Raw genomic sequence first — 25,069 nt, 5'->3', positions numbered from 1 at the left:
CGGAGTCCATGACGGACGGCTTCGTCTTCGCGGACGACTTGGTGCCCGGACTGCGCTGGGACGCCAAGTACGCCACGTGGGACAACTTCACCGGCAAACCTGTGGACGGATATCTGGTCAACCGAATCGTCGGTACGAAGGCTCTGTGCGCGGCTCTGGAGCGGGCGCGGGACGAGGCCGCGTCACTGGGGTTCGGCCTGCTGCTCTGGGACGGCTATCGACCGCAGCGCGCCGTCGACTGCTTTCTGCGCTGGTCGCAGCAGCCGGAGGACGGCCGGACGAAGTCGCGGCACTATCCCAACATCGCCAGGGCCGAGATGTTCGAGAAGGGATATGTGGCCGCCAGGTCGGGCCACAGCAGGGGCAGCACCGTCGACCTCACACTCTACGACCTGGCCACGAACGAGCTCGTTCCCATGGGCGGCGACCACGACCTGATGGATCCCGTCTCGCACCACGGGGCACAAGGGCTCGCCCCCGTCGAGGCGCGGAACCGTCAGCACCTGCGGTCCGTGATGGAGTCCTGCGGTTTCAAGGCGTACGAGTACGAGTGGTGGCACTACACGCTCGCCGACGAGCCCTATCCGGACACGTACTTCGATTTCCCCATCATGTAGTACTCCAGTCGCACGAGGTGCGAAGGCCGACATCACACCCTCGCCGGATCACACAGGCAGTGGATCACCCCGTCCCGCTCTCCGGGTACCGTCAGGGTATGAGTCATCCACACCCCGAACTGAAAGCCGCCCCGCCCCTGCCCGAGGGAGGGCTGCGGGTCGTCGCCCTGGGCGGCTTGGGGGAGATCGGCCGCAACATGACAGTCTTCGAGCACGCCGGCAAACTGCTGATCGTCGACTGCGGCGTGCTGTTCCCCGAGGAGACCCAGCCCGGCGTGGACGTGATCCTGCCGGACTTCACCTCGATCCGGGACCGGCTGGACGACGTCGTGGCCGTGGTCCTCACCCACGGTCACGAGGACCACATCGGCGGCGTGCCGTATCTGCTGCGCGAGCGCAGGGACATCCCGGTGGTCGGCTCCAAGCTGACCCTGGCGTTCCTGGAGGCCAAGCTCAAGGAGCACGGCATCCGGCCGCGCACGGTGCGGGTACGGGAGGGTGACCGGCGCGGTCTTGGTCCCTTCGACTGCGAGTTCGTGGCGGTCAACCACTCCATCCCGGACAGCCTCGCGGTCGCGATCCGCACCCGCGCCGGGATGGTGCTGCACACCGGCGACTTCAAGATGGACCAGTTCCCCCTCGACGACCGCATCACCGATCTGCGCGCCTTCGCCCGCCTCGGCGAGGAGGGCGTGGACCTGTTCCTCACCGACTCCACCAACGCCGAGGTACCCGGCTTCACCACCTCCGAGCGGGAGCTGAACCCGGCGATCGAGCAGGTGATGCGCACCGCGCCGCGCCGGGTCATCGTCTCCAGCTTCGCCAGCCACGTTCACCGCATCCAGCAGGTCCTGGACGCCGCCCACCAGCACGGCCGCAAGGTCGCCTTCGTCGGCCGGTCGATGGTCCGCAACATGGGCATTGCCCGTGACCTGGGCTATCTGAAGGTCCCTTCCGGTCTGGTCGTGAGCACGAAGGAGCTGGAGAAGCTCCCGGACCACAAGATCACTCTGGTGTGCACCGGCTCGCAGGGCGAACCGATGGCCGCGCTGTCGCGGATGGCCAACCGGGACCACATGATCCGCATCGGCAAGGGCGACACCGTCCTGCTGGCCAGCTCCCTCATCCCCGGCAACGAGAACGCCATCTACCGGGTGATCAACGGGCTGACCCGGTGGGGCGCCCACGTGGTCCACAAGGGCAACGCCAAGGTGCACGTGTCCGGACACGCCAGCGCCGGCGAGCTCGTGTACTGCTACAACATCGTCAAGCCCCGCAACGTCATGCCGGTGCACGGCGAGTGGCGGCATCTGCGGGCCAACGGCGACCTCGCCATCCGCACCGGCGTCGACCCGGAGCGGGTCGTCATCGCCGAGGACGGCGTCGTCGTCGACCTCGTCGACGGGCGCGCGTCCATCACGGGCAAGGTTCCCGCCGGCAACGTCTACGTCGACGGGATGGAGGTCGGCGGCGCCACGGAGGCGTCCCTCAAGGACCGTCTCACCCTGGCCGCCGAAGGCGTGGTCACGGTGGTGGCCATCGTCGACGCGGACACCGGTGCCCTCGCAGAGGCCCCCGACTTCCTGGCCCGCGGCTTCGTCCACGACGACGCCACGTTCGAGCCGGTCGTCCCCGTCATCGAGAAGACCCTGGCCACCGCGGCCGAGGAAGGCGTCGGGGACGCCCACCAGCTCGAACAGCTCATCGCCCGCGCCGTGGCGAACTGGGCGTTCCGCACGTACCGCCGCAAGCCCCTCATCATCCCCGTCATCATCGACGCCTGACCACGGCTACGCCGACAGGGCCGCGCAGCGACGGCTGCGCGGCCCTGATCCCGTGCACGCCCGGCAGGAGAGGGGCGCGGGCCGGGAGGTCAGGCCAGGTTGATGTTCTCGGCCTGCGGACCCTTCTGGCCCTGGGTGACGTCGAACGTCACGGCCTGGCCCTCCTGGAGCTCACGAAAGCCTGTGGAGTTGATCGCGGAGTAGTGCGCGAAGACATCCGGGCCGCCGCCGTCCTGGGCGATGAAGCCGAAGCCCTTCTCCGCGTTGAACCACTTCACAGTTCCCGTTGCCATGTCGTATGCCTTCCAGTCGATGAACGCCTCCCACTTCCTGTGGCAGACGGAGGTGATCGCCCTGGTCCCTGCGGCACAGCACAGCAATGAGCCCACATCAAAGGCGTGGGCGAGAGGGAATTCCGAACCACGACAGCTGACACAGACGCTACACGCCCGCACACCGCGTCACCATAGGAAAAGATCATCCCGCCTCACCACGCGGGTCTCACGCGGTACGGCCCGGACGCCCCGCGAACCGGCACACCGCGTCATTCCGGGGGGACGCGGAACTCGAACGCGGGACGGTCCCACAGCACGGCGGGCGGGTTCGCGGGCACGGTCCCGGTCGGCACCGCACCGACGCGGTGGTAGAAGCCCTCGGCGGGAGGATGCGACACCACCGTGACACGGTCGAACCCGGCGGCACGGGCCTCGGACCGCATGTGCGCGACGAGCAGTCGTCCGATACCCCGTCCTTGCGCTCCGTCGACGACGAACAGCAGGTCGAGCTCCGGTGGAGCGAGGACGAGCGAGTAGAAACCGAGGATCCGGTTGTCGTGCTCGTCGCCGCCGACGGCCACGAAGGCGCGGTGGGCCTCGAGGTAGTCAGGACCTACCCGGTAGCCCGCGACCGCGGCTGCGTACTTGCCCGCGTAGGCGCCCGAGCCGCGCACCAGCCGCGTGAGCCGTCCGGCATCCCGCGCGACGGCCCTCCGTATCGTGACCGGCCGGCTGATCGGCGAAGTGCGTGACCTCATCGGGAGAGTATGTCGCACGGAGGGTGCCTTCGCGCGGCGGGTCCGCGCTGCGCCCGAAGCTTTCCGAACACGTGAGCGCCAGATGGCAGTCCCCTGGCGCAAGCATTCGATCATTGGCGGTCATCCCTGGAAACCGGTGCCCCCGGGCCGGTGCCGCCTGCCTACGGTTCCACCGCGGCCAGGGCGAGAACCGGCGCCCCGTCGAGGCCGACGCGACCCACGAAACGACTAGAGGGAGACGCCCATGGCGACCGTGGAAGTGTCACTGAAAGACATCATGACCGAAGCGGAGGGAGCCCTCGGAGCGGCCGTCGTCGACTACTCCAGCGGCATGGCCCTCGGCACACTGGGCGGGGGCAAGGACCTCGACCTGAACGTGGCGGCCGCCGGCAACACGGATGTCATCCGGGCCAAGGTGCGCACCATGGAACTGCTGGGTCTGAAGGGCCAGATCGAGGACATCCTCATCACGCTCGCCACCCAGTACCACCTCATCCGGCCGGTCACCGGCCGGAGCGGCAACGGCCTTTTCCTGTACCTGGTGCTCGACAAGAGCCGGTCGAACCTGGCGATGGCCCGCCACCAGCTCAAGCGGGTCGAAGAGCAATTGGAAGTGTGAACGCCCCGGGAACCGGGCCGACGCGCGCCCACGATGTGAAGACTTCTTCAAGTCACCACATCAACATGGGCCCAAGCCGTGGGTGCGCGCCGCGCCGGGCGAGAAGGATCGGTGGCGACGGACGGCAGTCGTGCGGCGGCGCGCCCTCGGGGGCGCCGCCGCGCCTCGCACAACATCCCCGATGCGGCAGGGAGCACGCACCCATGCAAGTCCCCCTCTATCAGGCCAAGGCAGAGTTCTTCCGCATGCTGGGACACCCCGTGCGCATCAGGGTCCTGGAGCTGCTGCAGCACGGGCCCGTGCCGGTGCGGGACCTGCTCGCCGACATCGACATCGAACCGTCCAGCCTCTCGCAGCAGCTTGCCGTGCTGCGCAGGGCCGGGATCGTCGTCTCGGTCCGGGAGGGCTCCACCGTCCGGTACGCCCTCGCCGGCGGCGACGTCGCCGAGCTGCTGCGCGCGGCCCGGCGGATCCTGACCGAACTCCTCGCCGGGCAGAGCGAACTCCTCGCCGAGCTGCGGCAGGCCGATACCTCCATGGCGTCGGTCACGAGGAGCGGGGCGGGATGAGGGAGGGCGGCCCGGTGGTCAGCACGGGTCCCGCCACACCCCCAGTTCCGGCTTCTTCCGCATGGACGACAGCCCCAGCTGCCGGGAGAGGCCGCAGAACGCGCCGGTCGGCTCGGAGTACTCCACGTGGAAGACCGCCTTGCCCGCCTCGACGAACGGGGAGAGTTCGGCGCACTCGCCGTACTGCGCGCATTCCTCGTTGACGGCGAAGTCGAAGTGGTCCACGAGCTGGGGGATCTGCGGCAGGTCGTTCTTGAGGCCCACCGACAGACCACGGTCGTGCGCGATGTCCGCGATCATCCGGTTGTAGCGGAGCTGGTCGCCGGCGGTGAGCGGGAAGCCCGTGTCGTTGCCGTAGCCCTCCACCAGGTCGGGTTCCACCGCGTCGAAGCCCTTGTCCCGGCACATGTCGAACCGGCGCTCCATGATCGGCCGCAGGACGTGGACGCGGCGGATGTCCAGCCAGCGTTCGCCCCGCCAGCCGTTGGGCCGACCGAGCACGGAACGCGGGAACGCGTCCCTGTCGGGCCGGAACTCCTCCCACGCGCCGACGTTGACGTAGCAGATCACCTTGCGGCCCTCGCGGTGGAGGCGGGCCACGTCCCGCGCCGTGTTCTCGAAACCGTCGATGTCGTAGACGGGCACGTCGGCCGACGGGTCGGCCCGGCCGTCGAGCTGCCACTGCCAGGAGAGCCCGGGGCGTGGGCGCCAGCGTGTCCCGCCGGGGGTGTGCGAGGGGCGGGGCGGGGACGGTGACGCGCGGGGGCCCGGCGGCGGGGCGGCCGACGCCGTGCGGGCCGGGCCGGACCCGGCGCCGGTGCTCCCGGTACGGTCCGGTCCGGAACACCCGGACAGCGCGAGGGCCGCGACGGCCAGCAGGGCCGGCACGGCCGTGGGAAGCGCGTACGGGGAAAGTGTCCTGCTCATTCCGGTCCCTCGGGGGCGGTCTCGGTCAGGGCCGGCGTCAACGCGGCCCAGGGGTTGGGAAGTTCGCCGGTCACGGGACCGCACACCCCCGCGCCGCGGTCCCGCGCGGTGCGCACCGCCAGCGGTACGAGGGCCTCGGGCACCCCGTAGACGAGATGGCAGAGCCGTTCGGGCGGATGCCGTTCCGTCCGGGAGGAACGGCTGAACGCGGAGACGTAGGTGGACCAGTGACCCTCGAACGTCACGGTCAGGTCGGCGATGCGGAGGTAGCCGGGCGCCGGCTCCACGCCCGGGTTGAGCACGACGGTCCCCGCGCCCGACCGGCGGAGGGAACGGACCAGTCTCCGGCAGCCCGGCAGGGCGTCGGACCCCGCCGTCACCCGGTCCAGGAAGCAGCCGTCGGCCGCGTACCACTCCCGGTGCCGGCGCGCGTCGGCGACGATCTCGGCCGGGGCACGGGCCCCGTAGGCGGTGTCGACGTAGCCGAGCAGCCGGGCGCCGGCCGCCCGCAGCGCCTCCGCGGCCGCCACGTAGGCCCGCTCCGGTCCGGCCCCGGGGCCGTCGGCCGGGTTGAGCACGACGGCGTGGGTCCGGGCGGCGGCCGTGACGAGCCGGTGCCAGGCACCCGGGTCCTCGGCCGGGTGCACGTACAGGGGAATCAGCAGGCTCACGGAGCACGGCCGCCTTCCGGGCCGGGGGTGTCCCCGCCGCCGTCCCCCCACAGCGCGGCCAGCGACTCCTCAAGACAGTACGCCGGGCGCCAGCCCAGCGCCCCGGCCGCCGCCGTGATGTCGGAGCATTGCCACGACACCGCGGCCGAGCGGGCCGACCCGCCGGTGTCCTCCTCGATCCGTCCGCCGAAGCCGGCCCGGCGGGCCAGCCGGTGCACCAGGTCGCGCACCTGGACCGCCCGGCCTCCGCCGATGTTGAGGACGGGCGGCAGGGGCCCGGGCGCCGTGACGGCGAGCACCACCGCGCGGGCGACATCGCGTACGTCGACGAAGTCGCGGTACGCGGAGAGGTCCCCGAGGCGCAGCACCGCGTCGGGTCCGGGGCCGGCGTCGCGCAGCAGGGCGGCGACCCGGCCGGGCAGCCCGGTGGGCGGGGCCCCCGGCCCCACCGGATTGCCCACCCGCAGCACCACCGCGTCCAGGCCGGAGGCGGACACCGCCGCCGTGCCCGCGAGTTTGGTCGCGCCGTACGGCCCGAGCGGCCGGGTGGCCGCCGACTCCGTCGCCCGGGTGCCCTGCTCCCCGGGGCCGTACTCGGCGGCCGAGCCCAGGTGCACCAGGCGCGCCCGGGGCGCGGCCTGCCGCAGCGCGGCACACAGGGCGGCGGGGCCCCGGGCGTTGACCTCGGCCAGGGTGACCGCGTCGCCGCCGGTCGCGCCCGCGCAGTTGACGACCGCGTCGGGCGCCGCCTCCGCAAGGGTCTTGGCCAGCCGTTCGGGCGGGTCGCAGGCCAGGTCGAGGCGCGGGCCGCCGCCGGCCGCCCGGCCGGCGGCGGTCACCGTCGCGTCCGGCAGGCCCCGCAAGTGGGCGACGACGTGACGGCCCAGGTAGCCGGTGCGGCCCAGGACGAGAATGCGCATGCTCGGCTCAGGCCCCCTTGAGCAGCAGGGACCTGCGGCTGGTGAACTCCGCGTTCGCCCGGTCGTAGTCGTCCGGGCGCCCGATGTCCAGCCAGTACCCGTCGAACTCGTAGGCGTGCGGCGGACGTCCCCCGGCGAGGAGATCCAGCACGAGTTCGTCGAAGCCCAGTGGGAGACCGGGTGTGTAGCCCTCGAGGGTGGAGCGGGACAGCCCGTAGACGCCCATGGAGACGCGGTAGTCCATGCTCGGCTTCTCGGTGAAGGCGACCACCTCGCCCTGCCGCGTGGTCAGCACGCCGAAGTCGATGTGCACCGTACGGGCGTACGTCGCGATGGTCAGCGGGGCACCGGAGCGGGTGTGCCGGTTCAGGACGTCGGCGTAGTCCAGGTCGGTCAGGACGTCGCCGTTCATCACCAGGAAGTTCTCGGGCAGTCGCTCGCGCAGCGTGAGCAGGGGGCCCATCGTGCCCAGCGGGCTCTCCTCCGTGGCGTAGTCGATGTCCATGCCCCACTGGGAGCCGTCGCCGACGTAGGCCCGGATGATCTCACCGAGGTGGCCGATGGCGATGGTGCAGTGGGTGAAGCCGGCCGCGGCGAGCTGGCGCAGCACGATCTCCAGGATGGCGTGCTGGTCGCCGATGGGGACGAGCGGCTTGGGGAGCGCCGTGGTGTAGGGCCGCAGCCGGACGCCCTTGCCTCCTGCCAGTATCACTGCGTGCATGGGCCTTCTCCTTCACATGCTTCGTGGTCCCCGGGGACGTGCCGGACGACGGGTCAGATGTTGTAGATGCCGGTCTTGTAGCGGGCCAGGTTGGCCGGGTCGCGGAAGAACGTCACGGTCCGGGCGAGTCCCTCCTCCAGCGTGTGCACGGGCTGCCACCCGGTGGCGGCGGTGAGCCGTGAGGCGTCGGCGACCAGCCGCATCACCTCGGAGCCGGCGGGCCGCAGGCGCGCGGTGTCCGCGCGTACGTCGAGGGCGGTGTCCATCACCTTGCCGATCAGCGCGACGAGGTCGCCGACCGAGATCTCCCCCCCGGTGCCGGCGTTGAAGGTGCGGCCCACGACCCGGTCGGCGGGCGCGGTGCCGACGGCGAGGAACGCCCGCGCCGTGTCCCCGACGTAGGTGAAGTCCCGCGTGGGCCGCAGGTCACCGAGGGTGATGGTGCGCTCCCCCGCCGCGACCTGCCCGATGACGGTCGGGATCACCGCGCGCATCGACTGCCGCGGCCCGAAGGTGTTGAACGGCCGCAGCGTCACCACCGGGGTGTCGAAGCTGGCGTGGTAGCTGTCGGCCAGCCGGTCCCCGCCGGCCTTCGAGGCGGCGTACGGGGACTGGGTGTTGATGGGGTGGTCCTCGGTGATGGGCACGGTGCGGGCGGTGCCGTAGGTCTCGCTGGTCGAGGTGTGCACCAGACGGGGCGTTCCCAGCTGACGTACGGCCTCCAGCACGTTGAGGGTGCCGGTCACGTTGGTGTCCACGTAGCTGTGCGGTGCCCGGTAGGAGTACGGGATCGCGATGAGCGCGGCCAGGTGGTAGGCGCAGTCGGCACCGTCGAGCAGCCCGCGCACGGAGCCGGGGTCCCGGACGTCGCCGAGGACGATCTCCACCTGGTCCAGGACGTCCGGTGACAGGGTCTCCAGCCATCCGTAGGAGGAGAAGGAGTTGTACTGGGCCATGGCCCGGACGCGGTGCCCGGAGGCGACGAGGGCCTCGGTGAGGTGGGAGCCGATGAAGCCTTCGGCCCCGGTGACGGCGGCGAGCGGTGCGGAGGTCAACTCGGTGGTCCTTCCGGTGAGTCGGGCGGCGGTCGCCGTGCGACGGTGCGGTGGTCTCGCGGTCCTGCTCGGTGCGGTGGTGCTCAGTGGTGCCGGTGGTGCCGTGTGCGCGGCGGTGCGTGGGCCGGTCAGGCGTGCACGGACGGCCGGCCGAGCAGCCGCAGTGCGCACACCGACAGGCACAGGGCCGCCGCGCCGCAGCACACGGGCAGGGCGGCCTGCCCGGGTGGCAGGCGCAACAGGGTGACGACCGCGGCGCAGCCCGCGGCGGCCAGGCAGATCAGGGCGGAGGGCCAGGCCACGCCGAACGCCTGGAGCAGCAGCGCCGTCCAGAGCGTCGCGGCGAGGAGCAGCAGGGCGGCCGGGTCGGATCCGGTGAGGAGCGCGGCGGGCGTCAGCGGCAGGAGGTAGGCGGCCAGACAGAGGGCGAGGAGTCCGGCCGAGCGCAGGAGGAAGGCGGCGGGTGTCGCGGTCGTCCGCAGCGCTGCGACCGACCAGCCCCGGTAGCGGTAGAGCAGCCACTCGGCCGGTCCCATGCTCACGGTCAGCGCGATCACGGCGTACGGGTGCCGCAGCCCTTCCAGGAGCACCAGCACCGCCGCCGCCAGGCCGAACAGCCCGTAGGGCAGGGAGGCCGACAGCCGTGGCGGGCGCGCACCGCCGGTGGCGGGCGGCGCGCCCCTCGCCTCCCGCAGCGCCCAGCCGGTGGCGGCGAGCGTGGCCGCCAGCGCGAGCAGGGGCGCTGCCGCGCGCGGCACGGGGCCGGGCTCGGCCCAGGGCAGCACCGCGGCAGCGGCGACGAGCGGGGTGAGGGCGGCGAGCAGCAGCAGCTCCCGGGCCAGCACGAGGAGCACCCCCGCGGCGGCGAGGTACAGGGACTGTCCGGCGGCGATCGGGACGGCCGCCCCGTCGCCGGTCACGACGGCGGCGGTGGCCGTGGCCAGGGCCGCGCCGAGGGCCCCTCCGCCGAGCAGCGTGCGGCCCGCCTCACGGCGTCCGGTCGCCAGCCGCAGGTGGGCGCGGTGTCCCAGCGCCTGGCCCCAGGCCCACGAGACGACGGCGGACGCGACGAGGGCGGGGGCGTGCCGTGCGGCCTGCCACAGCGGCGCGGCGAGCAGGTGGGCGAGGCCCGGCAGGGCGAACAGCGCCCCGCGCAGCAGGCAGCGCACGGTGTCGGGGCGCCAGGGGTCGGGCGCGGGCGGGGGCTCGGGATGGACGCGGGGGACGCGTTCGTAGAGGGCGGAGGCGAGGGAGAACAGGTTCGGGTGGCCGTACCGGTGACGGACGGCGTCCGCGGTGAGTCCTTCCGACTCCAGCAGCGCGGCCACCTCGTAGGGGTGGACGGCGGGGCCGACGCGGTCGGCCATGGCGGCGGCCAGCCGGTCCACCTCCGCCCGGTCGGGCGCGGGCGGCGCCGGCCGTACGACCAGGGTGGGGTCGTCGGCGGGGCGGTGCGGCGGCAGCCGTGCGGCGCTCGCGGCCAGCCGGAGCGCGAGGGTGTCCTGTTCGGCCCCGCCGGGTTCCAGGGCCATGGGCCCGCTCACAGGGCCACGCTCCGGGTCGCGGTGGGTGCCGTGGGACGCGTGGACCACCCGTCCCCGGGCGGTACGGCCGTGGCGGCGGTCCTGCCCGGTGGCCGCGCGTGGGCGGCCGCGCGGGGCCGTGCCGTGGTCACGGGCGGCTGCCGCCGGGAGCCGGCGAGTTCGAGGTAGATGGCGCGGAAGGTGTCGACGGTGCGGCGCAGGGTGAACTGTTCGATGACGCGGAGCCGGGCGGCCTCTCCCATGGCCCTGCGCCGGCCGGGGTCGCCGAGCAGTTCCAGCGCGGCGGCGGCCATGGCGGCCGGGTCCCGCGGCGGCACGACCAGCCCGGTGTCCCCGACGGCCTCGCGTACCCCGCCGACATCGGTGGACACCGTCGCCCGGCCGCAGGACATGGCCTCGATCAGGGTGAAGGGGAAGCCCTCGCTGATGCTGGACAGCATCACGACGCTGCCGGCGGCGTAGGCGTCCTTGATGTCGTCGACGCGGCCCTCGAAGGTCACGGCGTCCCCGTGGCCGAGGCCGGCGGCCAGTTGCTCGCACCGCTCGCGGTAGGCCTCCCCGCCGCGCGGCGTCCCGCCGAAGAGGCGCAGCCGTACGTCGGGGCGCTCCGCCCTGACCAGGGCGACGGCCCGGATGAGGGTTTCCAGGTCCTTGATCGGGTCGACGCGGCCGGCCCAGCTCAGGGTCGGCTGCTCGGGCTCGGGCCCGGCGGGCGGGAAGGCCTGCGGGTCCACCCCGTTGTAGACGGTGCGGATGGATCGCGGGTCAGCGCCTCCCTCCTCCTCCCACAACCGGTTGTAGCGGTTGCCGGGTGTGATCAGGGCGGCCCTGCGGTAGCTCTCCTCGGCCAGCAGCCGGAAGAAGCCCAGGACGACCGCCTTGACCGGCCAGCGGTAGGGGGCGGTGCGGTATCCGAGGTAGCGCTCGCGGAGGTAGACGCCGTGCTCGGTGAGCAGCAGGGGGACGCCGTGCCGTTCCAGGGCGGCCAGCCCGGGGAGCGCGGCGACGCCTCCGCTGACCGCGTGGGCGACCCCGTCCTCGGGGAGCGGGGCGGCCAGCGGGCGCAGGGCGTGCTCGAGCAGCCCGGTGGCGGTCACCGCGTCGTGCAGGGTGGGCCGGGCCTCGCGGACCGCGAGGCCCCGGCGGTTCCACACGGCGGTCAGTACGGCGATCGCGCGGTCGCCGCGCAGGAACGGGCTCAGTACGCCGTCGACGGCGGCCCGCGCCATCGTGTACAGGGCCGGGGCGAAGCCGCTCTCCGCGCACGGGTCGAGCAGTGCCGTCAGGAACTGCTCGTAGGCGCCGGAGAGCCGGTCGCGCCGGCGCCCCCGGGGCGGGCGGCCCTCCGGCGGGGCTCCCCACATCGGGACGGACGTGACCCGCGCGACCTGGGCCGGCAGGTCCCAGACGACCGGCTCGCGGCCGGTGCCGGTGACGGCGAGCACGTCGAAGCCGATGTCGGGCATGCCGCGGACCAGTTGGTCGCACCAGACGCTCACACCGCCGTGGCTGTGCGGGTAGGTGCCTTCGGTGAGCAGGGTGACGCGCGCCGCGCGGGAGCGCCGCGCGCCGTGGTGAACGTGCATGGGGTGCTCCACGGCCGGAATATGGGGAGGGTCGTGCCGGTCCCGGCCGGGGGTCGACGGCCGGGACCGCGGGTCGGTGCGCCGCTCAGCCGCGCGGGGCGGGTGGGACGTGGTCGCGCACGCCGGCGGGGACCCTGGTGCCGGGGGCCGGCGGCGTGGCCGGGAGCGGTCCGTCGCCGACGGTGCCGGAACCGGTCGCGTGGGACTGCGGCAGTGTGAAGGTCAGCGCCTGGCCCGCCGAGGGCGTCCAGCCGGACGCGCGGCCCGCGTACGCCTCGCCGAACGCCTCGCCCGCGAGGGTGGTGCCGGTGGGCACGGTGACGGTGACGGCCGTGGTGTCCGGCGCCTCGACGGTGACCGTGCCGCCGATGCGGTGGGCGGTGACCTGGCCGCCCTCCAGGGCCGCGGTCCAGGCCGCGCGGCGCTGGAGCTCGCGTCCGATGTCCTTCATCCGCAGGTTGACCACGGGGGTGTTCCCGGCGAACAGCTCCTCGTAGTCGTCGAGGACGCCGTCCAGGACGGGGTAGGCGATGCGGTCCTCGGCCAGGTTGGACTGGTGGATGAAGTGCGGCCTGGGATCGTTGGCGAGGACGTGTCCCAGTGCGATCCGGGTCTCCACCGGAACGATGTGCGCGGTGTATCCGGTCGCGGTGTCCAGCGGAGCCGGCAGGCACGTCGTGGTGGCCGGGTTGTCCTCACAGATGCCGCTGCCGCCCTGGGCGCGGCTGGTGTAGATCCAGTTGTACTCGTCGACCTGCTCGGCGGCGCGCCCGGCGTTGTAGAAGACGTTCATGGGATAGCGGGAGACGGTGGTGGCCGGACCGACCCGACGCTGCACGGGGTCACGGGAGTTGTCCGAGGCGAGCCAGGCGATGTCGTTGTCGGCGAGCGCGGGTGCCAGGTTCGGGTTGTCGGCGGGCTGCTGCGGCAGCACCTTGAGCCCCGAGTGTTCGCCGGTGACCAGTTCGTCGTCGTGCAGGGGCAGCCCGGCGGTCCGCCCCCACACCCGGTTGGTGGCGATCTCGTCGGAGATGGCGGTGCGGGAGACCCACCGGGTGCTGCCGTCGGGGTGCGTGGCGCAGCGCCAGGGCACCACCGTGGTGTCCTGTTCGCAGCCGAGGAAGGCGTGCGTGTAGGTGTGGTTGACCCAGCGGAAGCGGGCGCGTTCGGCGATCAGCCGGTCCGCCAGGGCGTCGGCGCCGCCGTTGTCCTCGCGCTGGTCGACGCTGCCGGCCCCGTTGTAGGCGAGGTCGAGGGTGAAGTCGCGTTCGTCCTGCCATGTGGTGGCGTGGTCGACGTCGGCGGGCGTCATGCGGATCGGGTCGGGCGTGCCCTCGCCGTCGGGGCAGTCGACGTCGCCCGGCGTGCAGTTCAGCTCCGTGTCCCAGCGGTCGTCGGCGGCGAAGACGTCGTCGACGTGCACGGCGAAGTAGTTGCGGGAGGCGCCCAGGTGCGTGCCGCCGGTCATCCAGTCCACGATGCCGCGGGCCAGCAGCCTGAACTGCTGCTGGTGGCGGTTGTACACGAAGGTGACGACGAGTTCGCGCCGCCCGTCGTGCCGGTACTCCCCCACCAGCGATCCCCGGGCGGTTCGCCCCGGGATCGTGGCCTCGACGTACGGGGTGAAGTCCGCGCCGGCCACGGGCGCCGACAGGTAGGCGTAACTCTCGCCCACGTCGGCGGAGTTGTCCTCGAAGGGCACGACGCCGTCCAGGTAGCCGAAGGGGCCGGACCGGCCGGCGGCGGTCACCTCGGCCCGCGCCCCGTCGAGGCTGCCGGCGTAGCCGCCGTACACGGGGTACTGCAGGCCGGCCTCCGGACGCGCGTAGGTGTAGGCGTCGACCTGCGGGATGTCGTAGGTCCGCTCGTAGGCGGCGAGGGCCGCCATCTCGGGGGAGCCGGCCGGGAACGGGTTGTCGTTCGGCAGGACCACCGCCTGGTACTTGGCGCGTGGCCGGCCGTCCACCGTGTCGGCCAGGAACGCCGCGTCGACGGCGGGGCGGTCGGACCGGGTCAGGTCGACCTCCGTGTACGGCGTACCGGCGGTCTGAAGTTCGGCCGCGACGGCGTCGACGGCCGGGCCGCCGTCGCTCACCACCAGGACGCGCAGATCGACGCGGGGCGCGAGGTCGTCGGCGTGGGCCGCCGTGCTCGGCAGGCCGAGGGCGGCGATGAGCGCGCCCGCCGTGAGCGCGGCGGTGCGTGTGATCCGCTTCATGCGGTGAAGTCCCCTCCCGCGGGCAGGGGTGAACACCGCTCCGATGGAGCCGACGCACCCCCTTGCGTCGCGCCGGCGTCCCCCTCAGAAGCCGGTCGTCGACACATCCGTCGCCTCATATGGTGATGCGCTTGTGTGCAATTCGTGAGCGTGTCGCGGAACCTGACGGAAAGACGCGGGTGCCGATCAGGACACCCGCGGACCGGAAGTGACCGGTCGGCACCGTCGGGCCGGCTGTGAACGGCGGGGCCGTGCGGAACACCGGAGCAGGTGGCGGGCCCGGACGCGGCGCCGGCGGGCCCGCTCGGCCCGCCGGCGCGACTGCCGGAGGTCTGGACCTCACACCGGGTGCGGAACCGGCACGGATTCGGTCAGCGGCAGTGAGCCGTGCGGTGCGTCAGGCGCAGAGCACCCGGGTCTCGGGCGTGTAGACCGGGCCCCCGCTCCTGCTGGAGCTGTCGCTGAACTCCGCGTAGTAGTAGGAGTAGAAACCGATGTTGCCGTTGCAGCCGGAGTCGGACGCGATCTGCAGGGTCAGCGTGACGGTCCGGCTCTGCCCGGGCGGGACGGTGGCGCCGTAGTTGGCGCCCAGGTCGGCGGGCCCGGTCCCCGAGCAGGAGGTGCTGCCGGTCGCGGTGGCCAGGGTGCAGCCGGTGAAGCCGTACTTCAGGTCGGGACGCTGAGTGGTGAGCCACGTGGGGTCGATCGTCTGGTACACGAACCAGATGTCGTACGTGTGGTTGTTGGTGAGGGTCATCGACAACTGGACCGTCCCACCGGGCGTGGTGGTGGCCGTGTCGGTGGCGAACGTCAGCTCCGCGGGTGCGGGGCCGGCCGCGCTCGCGCCGGGAGCCGTGCCGAACAGGGCGAGGGCGAGGCCGAGAACCGTGGCGAGCCCGAGGCGTCTCAGTGGTGATCGCATGACCCGGGAGGCTAGGCAGACGACGCGTGGCCCGTCTCCCCCGTGCCGGGACCCCGGCCCGCCCGGCGACCAAAAGCGCACCCTTCGTGAAGGAGTCGTGGACGCAGTGTGACGACCGGCGGTGAGGTGTGTCTCCGGGCGTCACGGACGGTGCGGAGGGCCCGCACGGGGGCCGACCGCGGCAGTGGTGCGGTACCGGGCCGCGCGCGGAGACTTTGGCGCGTATCCCTGCGGTGGCGGGCCGGGAGGGCGGGTGAGCGGCGTGTGCCCCCGGACCGGACCGGAGGAGGGCCGTCCCTGCCGCACCGGCGACCACGGGCCGGGGCCGGTGCGGCCGTGTCCGGTCCGCCGCCGATGCCCTCAGAGGCCGCCCGGTGAGTCGAGGCCGGTCAGGGCGCCCACGGGGTCCGGGTCGGGGGTCCCGCGGGGCCACCAGTCGTCGTGGTCCGGCTCGGACTCGTAGGCGTACCAGAGGTTGTCGCGGCCGAGGCGGAGCTGGACGTGGCCCCGGGGGTGGGTGAGCCGGTTGTGCCAGGGACGGAAGGCGGGGAGGTCGGCCGCGCGGAGGAGGGGGCGGGCACGGTCGAAGCGGCCGGCCGGCGGGTCCCAGGGCTCCTCCAGGACGGCGAGGCCGGCCGGGCCGCCCTGGCGCCAGGCGGCGACCGCGCGCGCCAGCTCCGCGGGGGTGCGGCCGGCGGCCCGGGCGAGGGAGGAGTACAGGGCGCGCGTCGCCGCGGTCAGTCCGGAGCCGGGGCGGGCGGCGGCGAGGCGCACCGCGTCCTGCCACAGGGTGAGCCCGCCGACCGGGTCGCGACCGGTGGTGAGCAGGGCGTGCGCGCGGGCGGCGGCGTCGGTGGCCAGTTGGTCCAGCGCGAACGGGTCCGGCCCGCCGGGGGACGCGGGGTAGACGGGTGGCTGCTCCGGATGGGCGGGCGGGGGCAACGGGGCGGGCAGCGGCGGGAGGTGCCGACCGCCTCGGGCCACGGCGTCGGCCGCTCGTATGCCGGGCAGGGGCTCGGGCTCCTTCTCCCGGGCGGCGCGGGCCGCGCGGGCGGCGCTCAGCCGGCTGAGCGCGTCGATCACCTCCCGCTCACCGCGTCCGCGCAGCAGGAGCAGCACGAACGGGTCGGCGTCGAGCAGCCGGGCGGTCTGGTAGCAGAGGGCCGCGGCGTGCTTGCAGGGGTGGCCGGGGTCGGGGCAGCTGCATCGTGGGGCGAGCTCGGCGGAGACGGGCAGCAGCGGGACCCCGCAGTCGGCGAGGGACTGGGGCATCTCCCTGTCCAGCAGGGCCGCGATGTGTCCGGGCCGCTCGGCGGCGGCGTCCAGGAACCGCTCCCAGTCCGCGTCCCGGAACGTCCGCAGCCGCACCTGCACACGGTAGGGGCGCGGGCGGCTGCCCCGCACGTACGCGAGGACCAGCCCCGGTGTGACGGTGATGGCGTCGACGTGTCCCCGCTCTGCGTATCCGCGTCCGCGCGCGAGCCGCGCGGGGTCCAGGGCACCGTCCTCCAGCGCGGTGACCCACGCCCTGCCCCACCACGTCCCGGCGAAGCCCTCCTCGCCCGGGGGCACGGGCGGGAATGCGGGGAAGGTACGGCGCAGGTCGCCGTCACGGGCGGGGGCGGCCATGGCCGGGGGCGTGGCGGGCAGGGGCGGTGCGGTGGCCTGCGGGGTACGGGACGGGCGTGTGCCGGCGCGCTGCGTGGCCCCGGCCCGGCCGCGGAGGGGCTGCGGGCCGCCGGACGTCGCCCCCGCGGCGTCGGGCGTCGCGGGGGCGGCGTCGGTCTCCGGGTCCGGTCCGGGCATGCGGAAGGCGTCCGCGAGCGCCTCCCGTACCTCACTCGCCCGGGCCTCGGCCGCCCGGTCGCCACGGGTCGTGCGCGGGACCCGGGGCGACGGGGCGGGCCGTTCACCGGGCCCGGTGTCCGTCGCACGGTCGCCGGGCTGCGGGCGCGCCCGCAGCGCCTCCTCACGCGCGGAGCGCAGCGCCTCCCGCGCGATGTCCCCGGGGCGCGGGGGCACGCGATGTCCGGCGGCAGCGCCGGCAGCGGCCTCCGTGTCCCCGGACGACGCGCCGTCGGGGGAAGGAGCGCTGTCGTGGGGCCCCTCCCCGGCGGGTGCCTCTCCCTCCGGCTCCGGTGCGCCGGCGTCCTCGCGGTCCGGTTCCTCCGCGTCGGCGGCCCCTGGCGCGCCGCGCCGGGCCCGCACCGCCTGCCACAGCGCCTCGCGGGCCACGTCGCCCGGGCGGGGTCCGGTGCCGGGGCGACCGGGCCCGTCGGGCTGTCCGGCGGCCGGGGCGGTCGGCCGGTCCGGAGCGGGCCCGTGCTCCGGTGTGTCCGTGTCCGCCGGTTCACGGCTCGTTCGTGCCCGTGCCGCGCGCAGGGCCTCGCGGGCCTCGTCGGACGGGCGGGGGGTCATGCCGGCCTCCGCAGGGACACCAGGGCGGACAGGTCGCGGTCGGACAGTTCCGTGAGGGCCGACTCGCCGGAGCCGAGGATCGCGTCGGCCAGGGCCCGCTTGGACTGAAGCATCTCGGCGATCCGGTCCTCGACGGTGCCCTCGGTGACGAGGCGGTGGACCTGGACGGGCTGGGTCTGGCCGATGCGGTACGCGCGGTCGGTGGCCTGCTCCTCGACCGCAGGGTTCCACCAGCGGTCGAAGTGCACGACATGGCCCGCGCGGGTGAGGTTCAGGCCGGTACCGGCGGCCTTCAGGGACAGGACGAGCACCGGGGTGTGTCCGCTCTGGAAGCGGTCCACCATGCGTTCCCGCTCGGGCACCGGCGTACCGCCGTGGAGCAGGTCGACGGGGACGGCGCGCTCGGCGAGGTGCGCGGTGATCAGCCGGGCCATCCCCACGTACTGCGTGAACACCAGCGCCGCACCGTCCTCGGCGAGCAGGGTGTCCAACAGCTCGTCGAGCAGGGCGAGTTTGCCGGAACGGGCCGCGAGCCGGTCGCCTCCGGCGTGCGCGTGCTCCTCCTTCAGATACAGCGCCGGATGGTCGCAGATCTGCTTCAGCGAGGTCAGCAGTTTCAGCACCAGGCCGCGGCGGCCCATGCCCCGCGCGGTCTCGATGGCGGTCATCGACTCGCGCACCACCGCCTCGTACAGCGCGGCCTGTTCGCGGGTGAGCGGCACGGGGTGGTCCGTCTCGGTCTTGGGCGGCAGCTCGGGAACGATGCCGGGGTCGGACTTCCTGCGCCGCAGGAGGAACGGGCGCACCAGGCGGGCGAGGCGCTCGGCCGCCTCCTCGTCCTCGCCGGTCTCGACCGCGCGTGCGTGCCGCGCCCGGAAGGACTTCAGCGGGCCGAGGAGTCCCGGGGTCGTCCAGTCGAGGAGGGCCCACAGCTCGGAGAGGTTGTTCTCCACGGGCGTGCCGGTGAGGGCCACCCGCGCGGGGGCCGGGATCGTGCGCAGTGCCTTCGCCGTCGCGGAGTGGGGGTTCTTGACGTGCTGCGCCTCGTCGGCGACGACCATGCCCCAGCGGTGTGCGGCCAGCGCCGGGGCGGCGGACCGCATGGTGCCGTAGGTGGTGAGGACGAAGCCGCCGTCCGCCTCGTCCAGGCTGCGGCCGGCGCCGTGGAAGCGGCGCACGGGGACGCCGGGCGCGAACCGGGTGATCTCCCGCTGCCAGTTGCCGAGCAGTGAGGTGGGGCAGACCACCAGGGTGGGCTCGCGGCGGGTCCGCTTCAGGTGCAGCGCGATGAGGGTGACGGTCTTGCCGAGACCCATGTCGTCGGCGAGGCAGCCGCCGAGACCGAGGGAGGTCATGAGGTCGAGCCAGGCCAGGCCCCTGAGCTGGTAGTCGCGCAGGGTGGCGTCCAGGCCCGGCGGTGGCGCGGCGGGCCGTATGCCCGCGGTCAGGCGGTCGCGGAGCGCGGCCAGGGTTCCGGCGGGGACGGCCTCGACGGTCTCCCCGTCGATCTCCGCGCTTCCGGTGAGGGCCACGGAGAGCGCGTCGACGGGGTCGAGCAGGCCCAGGTCGCGTTTGCGTGCCTTGCGGACGAGGGCGGGGTCGACCAGCACCCACTGGTCGCGCAGCCGGACGACGGGGCGGTGGGCCTCGGCCAGGGCGTCCATCTCGCCCTCGGTGAGCGGGTCGCCGCCGAGGGCGAGCTGCCAGCCGAACCGCAGGAGGTCCTCGCTCTCGAAGAAGCCGCTGCCGTCGGTGGCCGAGCCGGGTGCCGGCCGGACCACCGCGGTGGCGGTCAGGTCCTGGGCGAGGTCGCGGGGCCAGTGCACGGCGACGCCGGCCGCGGCGAGCCGGGTGGCCGCCACACCGAGCAGGTCGCCCAGCTCGTCCTCGGAGAGCGCCAGCACGTCGGGCACGTCCTGGTCGGAGAGCCGGTCCAGCGGCGGCCAGACGCGCGCCGCGCGGCGCACCGCGAGGGCGGCGTCCACCCGGGCGCGGGGGCCGAAGGCGCTGTCCGCCTCGCCCGCCCACAGCGCGGCCGCGTCGGCCACCAGGGTGGGGTCGGCGAGGCTGTGCACCTGCACGATCGCCGCGCCCGCACCGCGCGCGCCGCTGCCGTCCCCGCCGGCTCCCGCGTCGAAGAGGTCGTACGCGGAGAGGTCCAGGCGCAGGGAGACGCGCACCCCGGCGTCCATGCCGGCGGCGACCTCGGCGGCCCAGTCGTGGGCGTCGGGCAGCCGCTGGGCCTTGCGGGCGGCGAACGGCGCGCCCGAGGCGTAGGGCGCGGCCGGCGTGCGGGGCAGGGTGTCGGCGACCGCGTCGAGGAAGGCGCGCACCAGCGCCTCCGGCCGGGGCAGCCGGATCGGGCCGGGTCCGGGCAGCGGCACGGCGTGGCCCTCGTGGGGCAGGGCGGCGGCCACCGCGCGCAGGTGCGCCACGTCGTCCGGTTCGAGCGGGCCGGCGCGCCAGGCGTCGTGGCCGGCGGGTGTCAGGCCGGGGAGCAGCCGCCCGCGGGCGGTGAGGCGCAGCGCGTGCAGGGCGGCCGCTCCCCAGCACGCGGTGGCTGGGTGGGCCGCCGGATCGTGCCGGGCCCGGACCAGCAGGGGCAGTGCCTCGTCGACGGGCAGGGAGAGGGCCGGGACCGTCCGCCGCCGTACGCCGGTGCCGTGCGGGCGGACGACGGTGAGGTCGGTACGGCGCGCGGGCCCGGAGTTGTCCGGCCCGTGGCCGGGGGGTTCGGGGAGACCCTTGGCGTCCGGGGTGCCTTCGGGGTCGTAGAAGGCGACGCGTCCGTCGCGTGGGACGGGCGCGGGCAGGAAGACGGCCGCGAGCCCGGCGGGGACGTCGGTGGCGTGCGCGCCGGCCGGTGGGGCCGCGGGCCGCTCGGCCGTCACGGCTCGCTCACTCATACGCCTTCTCACCTCCTCGCCCGCGTGTCGGACCAGTCGTCTTCGACTCTACGGGCGGGGTCCGACAATCGGTCCCGGCGGCCGGTGCGGCGCCGGGCCGGGGCCGGGGTCAGGGCACGGTGCGGGAGACGACGTACACCCTCGGGTAGCCCGGCTTGTGGTGGTGGACGACGACGTCGTGCGTGGGAGCCGGGTCCTCCTGCTCGTGGACCAGGCCCGACCAGGTGCCGGGTCCCTCGAACGTCCAGCCGGTGATCTCCCGGTCGCGCTCGCCGATCGTGAGGTCGCCCCGCTTCAGCTCGCTCTCCTGTACGCCCATGGCGGTGAGGAACGCGCTCAGGCCTGCGTCGCTGGTCTCGAACTCGACGTACAGGCGGCTGGTCTTCCAGTTGTTGGTCTCGTAGGAGGCCACCCACCAGGCCGGCTGCGGGACGGGCACCTGGTAGATGCGGCGCTGGAGCTTGGACGGCCAGCCCTCGGTGAGCCCGGTCGCGGAGTACTTGGCCTCCTTGTCCTTGCCGCTGGCCCGGCTCTGGTTGGCCGAGATGACCAGGTATCCGGCGGGTACGCCGATGAGCAGGACGATGATCAGCAGGGTGAGGGCCCTGCGGCGGATCATGTGCCGCCGGTCCTCGGCCGGGCGGGTCCCGTCCGGCACGGCGGGCCGCTGGGGGAACTCGCCGGTCACAGCGACTCCTGGGTGGTGCGGCGGGCCTCCGCGTACCGCTCGTAGCGCTCGTAGCGCTCGACCCGGCGGCGCTTGGCCCGGCGGAAGCGGCGGGCGACCAGGCGGGCGAGGTCGGCGGCGCCGACCATGCCCGCCTCGGGGCCGAGCTGGGCGCGGACGATGCGGGCCTCGGGGCGGTAGCCGCGGCCGGTGAGGTGGCGCCTGAAGGCGTCCCGCGCGGGGCCGATCAGCAGGTCGTCGGCGGCGGAGACGCCCCCGCCGATGACGAAGCAGGAGGGGTCGAGGGCGGCGGCGAGGTTGGCGATGCCGACGCCGAGCCACTGGCCGATGTCCTGGAGCAGTTCGACGCACATGGCGTCGCCCTCACGGGCCAGTTCGGTGATCATCGGGCCGCTGATGTCGGCGATGTTGCCCTTGACGTGCTCGATGATCCCGTACGCGACCGGCGAGTCGGCGGCGGCCATCTCGCGCGCCTCGCGGACCAGCGCGTTGCCGGAGCTGTACTGCTCCCAGCAGCCGCGGTTGCCGCAGGGGCAGCGGTGGCCGCCCGGGACGACCTGCATGTGACCGAACTCGCCGGCCACCCCGTACTTGCCGCGCTTGACCTGACCGTCCTCCAGGATCGCGCCGCCGATGCCGGTGCCCAGGGTGATCATCACCAGGTGGTCCTCGCCCCGCCCGGCGCCGAAGCGCCACTCGGCCCAGGCCGCGGAGTTGGCGTCGTTGTCGACCAGGACCGGGACGGCGAGCCGCTCGGCGAGGCGGTCCCGCAGCGGCTCGTTGCGCCAGGACAGGTGGGGGGCGAACAGCACGCGGTTGCGGTCGGCGTCGACCCAGCCGGCCGCGCCGATGCCGACCGCGTGCACGTCGTGCCGGTCGGAGAGGTCCAGGACCAGTTCGACGATGGTGTCCTCGACGACCTTCGGGCTCTTGGACTTGTCCGGGGTCTCCGTGCGGAGCCGCTCCAGGATGGTGCCGTCGGCGTCCACGACACCCGCCATGACCTTGGTGCCGCCGATGTCGATGCCCACCGTGGGGACGCGGGGCGCCGTCAGGTGCGAGCGGCGCTCCCGGGTGCCGACGGTTCTCAGGACCGGGGCGCGGCGGGAGCCGATGGGGGCGGTGAAGTCGCGGTAGGTGCTCATCGAGTGCGATTCTGCCGCACGGCTGTGCCGGGAGCCGAACGGGAAGGGTGCGGGGCCCTGCCTTCCGCACCGGGGCCGGGGGCGTCCTTGTGCCGGGTCCGGCTGCGTCGTGGCTGGTCGCGCAGTTCCCCGCGCCCTGGGGCACCGCCCCGCCGGCGTCGGTGAGCTCCCGGGCGTCGCCGGGGGAACGACCCCCGGTCACTTGTCCGGACATTGCGACGAAGGCCGCCCGCGCGCTCAGGACCGTACGAGGAGCTGGAACTCGAAGGAGTAGCGGGAGGGCCGGTAGGTGTGCGTGCCGTACTCCACCGCGCGGCCGGTGTCGTCGAAGGTGACGCGCTGCATGGTGAGCAGCGGGGCGCCGGCCTGCTCGCCCAGCCGCTCGGCCTCGGCGGCGGTGGCGGCGCGGGCGCCGATGGTCTGGCGGGCGCTGTGCAGGGTGATCCCGGCGGCCCGCATGAGCCGGTACAGACCGGTGGCCTCGAGCTGCCGGGTGTCCAGGTCGAGCAGCCCGGGCGGCAGGTAGTTGCACAGGTGTGCCATGGGCTCGCCGTGGGCGAGCCGCAGCCGCTCGATCCGGTGCACCTCGCTGTCCTCGCTCACCCCGAGCGCGGCCGCGACCTCGGCGGACGCGGCGACGACGGTGTTGACCAGCACCCTGGTGGCGGGACGCTGACCGGCCGACTCCAGGTCGTCGTAGAGGCTGCTGAGTTCCAGCGGACGCTTGACCCGGCTGTGCACCACCTGGGTGCCGACCCCCCGGCGGCGCACGAGCAGGCCCTTGTCGACGAGCGACTGGATGGCCTGGCGGACCGTCGGCCGGGACAGACCGAGCCGCGCGGCGAGCTCGATCTCGTTGCCCAGCAGGGTGCCGGGGGTCAGCACGCCGTGCTCGATGGCGGACTCCAGCTGCTGGGACAGCTGGAAGTACAACGGCACGGGGGAGCCGCGGTCGACGCTCAGCTCCAGTTGTACGGTCGGGTCCACTTCTGGTTTCGGCACGGCCCGAGCGTAGCCCCGGGCGCTGTTGACGGGAAGTCGTGTAGTCCGGTTGTCCGGACATACGCATTGACAGGGAGCGGCGCGGGGCCCACTTTGATTCCATGCGCATCGGGGTCATCGGTACCGGCCGGATCGGCACCATTCACGCCCACACACTCAGCAGGCACCGCGACGTCGGCTCCCTGATCCTCACGGACGTGGATCCCGCGCGGGCCCAGGCCCTCGCACACCGGCTCGGTGAGACGGCGGCACCCGGGGTGGACGAGATCTACACCTGGGGAGTGGACGCCGTGGTGATCACGACGGCGACGTCCGCCCACGCCGACCTGATCGGCCGGGCGGCACGGGCCGGGCTGCCGGTGTTCTGCGAGAAGCCCGTCGCCCTGGACCTCGCGGCCACATTACAGGCGGTCACGGAGGTCGAGACCGCCGGGACCGTGCTGCAGATGGGCTTCCAGCGCCGGTTCGACGCCGGTTACACCGGCGCGCGGGAGGCGGTGCGCTCGGGCAGGCTCGGACGGCTGCACACGGTACGGGCGATGACCAGCGACGCGGAGCCGCCGCCGGCCGGATACCTGGCGCAGTCCGGCGGGCTGTACCGGGACACCCTGATCCATGACTTCGACATCCTGCGCTGGGTGACCGGCCGGGAGGTCACGGAGGTCTACGCGGCCGGGTCCGACGCCGGCCCCGCGATGTTCCGCGAGGCGGGCGACGTCGGCACCGGCGCGGCGCTCCTCACCCTCGACGACGGCACCCTCGCCACGCTCACCGCCACCCGGCTGAACGGTGCGGGCTACGACGTCCGCATGGAACTCGCCGGGGAGCGGGACCAGATCGCCGTCGGCCTGGACGACCGTACGCCGATCGCGTCCACCGAGCCGACCGGGCCGCCGGCCGCCGACAAGCCGTGGCGGGGGTTCCTGGAGCGGTTCGGGCCCGCGTACGAGGCCGAACTGATTGCCTTCGTCGAGGTGGTGCGGGGCGAGCGGGCCAACCCCTGCGACGGGCGTGAGGCCCTCCAGGCGCTGCTGGTCGCGGAGGCGTGCGAGCTGTCCCGGCGGGAGCGCAGGCCGGTCCGGCCGACGGAACTGCTGCGCGGGGCGGCGGCGCCGGCCTGACCCGGGCGACGGTCAGGGCGCCTGGACCGGCAGGACGGTGCCCTGGGCGACCGCGCACAGCGTTTCCGCGCCGTCCTCGGCGAGGGTGAGCAGATCGCAGCGGACGACGGCCTGGCGCCTGCCGGCGTGCACGACCTCGGCGCGGGCGCGCAGGGTGCGGCCGGTGGCCGGGCGCACGTACTGGACGGAGAAGCCGCCGGTGAGCACATACGGGCCGAGGACGGCACCGGCGGCGAAGGTGAGGGCGTTGTCGGCCGCGTAGGCGAGGACGCCGCCGTGCAGGAAGCCGTTCTGCTGGTGGAGTTCCTCGCGGATGTCGAGCTCCAGCGTCGCCCCGCCGCCCCCGAAGGAGGTCAGCCGGGCGCCGAGGAGCCTGCTGAAGGGCTGGCTGTCCAGGGTCCGCCGGGCGGTGGCGAGGTCGAGTACGGGGGACGGTTCCATGGGCCGGGGCTCCTCGGAAGGACGGGCGGGCGGGTGACGGGGTTCAGTGCCTGTCGGTCTCCTCCAGCAGACCGGCGTCGTGGGCGTGCGGGGCGATGCACACGGTAGGTGAGACCGAGCCCGGCCAGGATCCCGCCGGCGACAGCACCGGGCCACCGGCCG

22 protein-coding genes are annotated in these 25,069 nt (G+C 74.0%); 5 read left to right on the top strand and 17 right to left on the bottom strand.

Features of this window, described 5'->3' with window-relative positions:
* Positions 1–8 precede the first annotated feature (8 nt).
* Together vanX and BU52_RS01125 are read left to right on the top strand one after the other, a co-directional pair.
* Positions 9–617, top strand: a complete 609-nt coding sequence (gene vanX, locus BU52_RS01130) for a D-Ala-D-Ala dipeptidase VanX (protein ID WP_037927753.1) — start codon at positions 9–11, stop codon at positions 615–617.
* 98 nt (positions 618–715) lie between these two features.
* Positions 716–2,401: a ribonuclease J gene (locus tag BU52_RS01125; RefSeq protein WP_037926342.1), complete on the top strand. Its 1,686-nt coding sequence runs from the start codon at positions 716–718 to the stop codon at positions 2,399–2,401.
* Positions 2,402–2,490: 89 nt separating this feature from the next.
* On the opposite strand, the gene BU52_RS01120 is transcribed toward BU52_RS01125, so the two are convergent.
* Together BU52_RS01120 and BU52_RS01115 are read right to left on the bottom strand one after the other, a co-directional pair.
* Positions 2,491–2,694: a cold-shock protein gene (locus BU52_RS01120; protein ID WP_030052720.1), complete on the bottom strand. Its 204-nt coding sequence runs from the start codon at positions 2,692–2,694 to the stop codon at positions 2,491–2,493.
* 251 nt (positions 2,695–2,945) lie between these two features.
* Complete coding sequence (locus tag BU52_RS01115) at positions 2,946–3,434, bottom strand: GNAT family N-acetyltransferase (protein WP_078903062.1); 489 nt, start codon at positions 3,432–3,434, stop codon at positions 2,946–2,948.
* A 244-nt stretch (positions 3,435–3,678) separates the two neighbouring features.
* Here BU52_RS01115 and BU52_RS01110 point away from each other — a divergent pair, with 244 nt between their 5' ends.
* Both BU52_RS01110 and BU52_RS01105 read left to right on the top strand, forming a co-directional pair.
* On the top strand, positions 3,679–4,053 hold the full coding sequence (locus BU52_RS01110) for a roadblock/LC7 domain-containing protein (RefSeq protein WP_037926336.1): 375 nt from the start codon (positions 3,679–3,681) through the stop codon (positions 4,051–4,053).
* A gap of 203 nt (positions 4,054–4,256) precedes the next feature.
* The gene (locus tag BU52_RS01105; RefSeq protein ID WP_037926333.1) at positions 4,257–4,622 is read left to right on the top strand and encodes an ArsR/SmtB family transcription factor; all 366 of its coding nucleotides are present in this window, start codon (positions 4,257–4,259) and stop codon (positions 4,620–4,622) included.
* An 18-nt stretch (positions 4,623–4,640) separates the two neighbouring features.
* Here BU52_RS01105 and BU52_RS01100 read toward each other — a convergent pair whose 3' ends face one another.
* The 14 genes from BU52_RS01100 to BU52_RS01035 all read right to left on the bottom strand — a co-directional run bounded on the left by BU52_RS01100 (position 4,641) and on the right by BU52_RS01035 (position 23,330).
* Positions 4,641–5,549: an endo alpha-1,4 polygalactosaminidase gene (locus BU52_RS01100; RefSeq protein ID WP_235216234.1), complete on the bottom strand. Its 909-nt coding sequence runs from the start codon at positions 5,547–5,549 to the stop codon at positions 4,641–4,643.
* On the bottom strand, positions 5,546–6,220 hold the full coding sequence (locus tag BU52_RS01095) for a spherulation-specific family 4 protein (protein ID WP_037926328.1): 675 nt from the start codon (positions 6,218–6,220) through the stop codon (positions 5,546–5,548). The genes BU52_RS01100 and BU52_RS01095 overlap by 4 nt, the downstream gene beginning before the upstream one ends.
* Complete coding sequence (locus BU52_RS01090; protein ID WP_037926325.1) at positions 6,217–7,140, bottom strand: NAD-dependent epimerase/dehydratase family protein; 924 nt, start codon at positions 7,138–7,140, stop codon at positions 6,217–6,219. Before BU52_RS01090 ends, BU52_RS01095 begins: the two co-directional genes overlap by 4 nt.
* A 7-nt stretch (positions 7,141–7,147) precedes the next feature.
* Positions 7,148–7,861, bottom strand: a complete 714-nt coding sequence (locus BU52_RS01085) for a sugar phosphate nucleotidyltransferase (protein ID WP_037926322.1) — start codon at positions 7,859–7,861, stop codon at positions 7,148–7,150.
* A gap of 53 nt (positions 7,862–7,914) precedes the next feature.
* Positions 7,915–8,916 (bottom strand): GDP-mannose 4,6-dehydratase, encoded by a 1,002-nt coding sequence (locus tag BU52_RS01080; protein WP_037926319.1) that lies wholly within the window; start codon positions 8,914–8,916, stop codon positions 7,915–7,917.
* A gap of 128 nt (positions 8,917–9,044) precedes the next feature.
* Positions 9,045–10,460, bottom strand: a complete 1,416-nt coding sequence (locus tag BU52_RS01075) for a hypothetical protein (RefSeq protein ID WP_037927750.1) — start codon at positions 10,458–10,460, stop codon at positions 9,045–9,047.
* Positions 10,457–12,046 (bottom strand): GT4 family glycosyltransferase PelF, encoded by a 1,590-nt coding sequence (gene pelF / locus BU52_RS01070; RefSeq protein ID WP_051857788.1) that lies wholly within the window; start codon positions 12,044–12,046, stop codon positions 10,457–10,459. Before pelF ends, BU52_RS01075 begins: the two co-directional genes overlap by 4 nt.
* A gap of 85 nt (positions 12,047–12,131) precedes the next feature.
* Positions 12,132–14,264 (bottom strand): hypothetical protein, encoded by a 2,133-nt coding sequence (locus BU52_RS01065; protein WP_037926316.1) that lies wholly within the window; start codon positions 14,262–14,264, stop codon positions 12,132–12,134.
* Positions 14,265–14,661: 397 nt separating this feature from the next.
* The gene (locus BU52_RS01060) at positions 14,662–15,186 is read right to left on the bottom strand and encodes a hypothetical protein (RefSeq protein ID WP_037926313.1); all 525 of its coding nucleotides are present in this window, start codon (positions 15,184–15,186) and stop codon (positions 14,662–14,664) included.
* A 360-nt stretch (positions 15,187–15,546) separates the two neighbouring features.
* Positions 15,547–17,604, bottom strand: a complete 2,058-nt coding sequence (locus BU52_RS01055; protein WP_037926311.1) for an SWIM zinc finger family protein — start codon at positions 17,602–17,604, stop codon at positions 15,547–15,549.
* Positions 17,601–20,510 (bottom strand): DEAD/DEAH box helicase, encoded by a 2,910-nt coding sequence (locus BU52_RS01050; RefSeq protein WP_037926308.1) that lies wholly within the window; start codon positions 20,508–20,510, stop codon positions 17,601–17,603. The genes BU52_RS01055 and BU52_RS01050 overlap by 4 nt, the downstream gene beginning before the upstream one ends.
* Positions 20,511–20,619: 109 nt before the next feature.
* A complete protein-coding gene (locus tag BU52_RS01045) occupies positions 20,620–21,198 on the bottom strand; it encodes a hypothetical protein (protein ID WP_037926305.1) in 579 nt (192 codons plus the stop codon).
* Positions 21,195–22,343: an ROK family glucokinase gene (locus BU52_RS01040; RefSeq protein ID WP_037926302.1), complete on the bottom strand. Its 1,149-nt coding sequence runs from the start codon at positions 22,341–22,343 to the stop codon at positions 21,195–21,197. Before BU52_RS01040 ends, BU52_RS01045 begins: the two co-directional genes overlap by 4 nt.
* Positions 22,344–22,580: 237 nt before the next feature.
* Positions 22,581–23,330 carry a GntR family transcriptional regulator gene (locus tag BU52_RS01035; RefSeq protein ID WP_037926301.1) on the bottom strand — a complete coding sequence of 250 codons (750 nt, stop codon included), beginning with the start codon at positions 23,328–23,330 and terminating at the stop codon, positions 22,581–22,583.
* 116 nt (positions 23,331–23,446) lie between these two features.
* Between BU52_RS01035 and BU52_RS01030 the strand changes: the two genes are divergently transcribed.
* A complete protein-coding gene (locus BU52_RS01030; protein ID WP_037926296.1) occupies positions 23,447–24,466 on the top strand; it encodes a Gfo/Idh/MocA family protein in 1,020 nt (339 codons plus the stop codon).
* Positions 24,467–24,478: 12 nt separating this feature from the next.
* Here the strand turns inward: BU52_RS01030 and BU52_RS01025 are convergent, their stop codons facing one another.
* Complete coding sequence (locus BU52_RS01025; protein ID WP_037927746.1) at positions 24,479–24,907, bottom strand: PaaI family thioesterase; 429 nt, start codon at positions 24,905–24,907, stop codon at positions 24,479–24,481.
* Positions 24,908–25,069 lie beyond the last annotated feature (162 nt).

Origin of the sequence: Streptomyces toyocaensis, from assembly GCF_000725125.1 — a bacterium.
GTDB classification, from domain to species: domain Bacteria; phylum Actinomycetota; class Actinomycetes; order Streptomycetales; family Streptomycetaceae; genus Streptomyces; species Streptomyces toyocaensis.
Note: the sequence above shows the minus strand (reverse complement) of the source record. Positions and strands in the feature narration are given on the sequence as shown.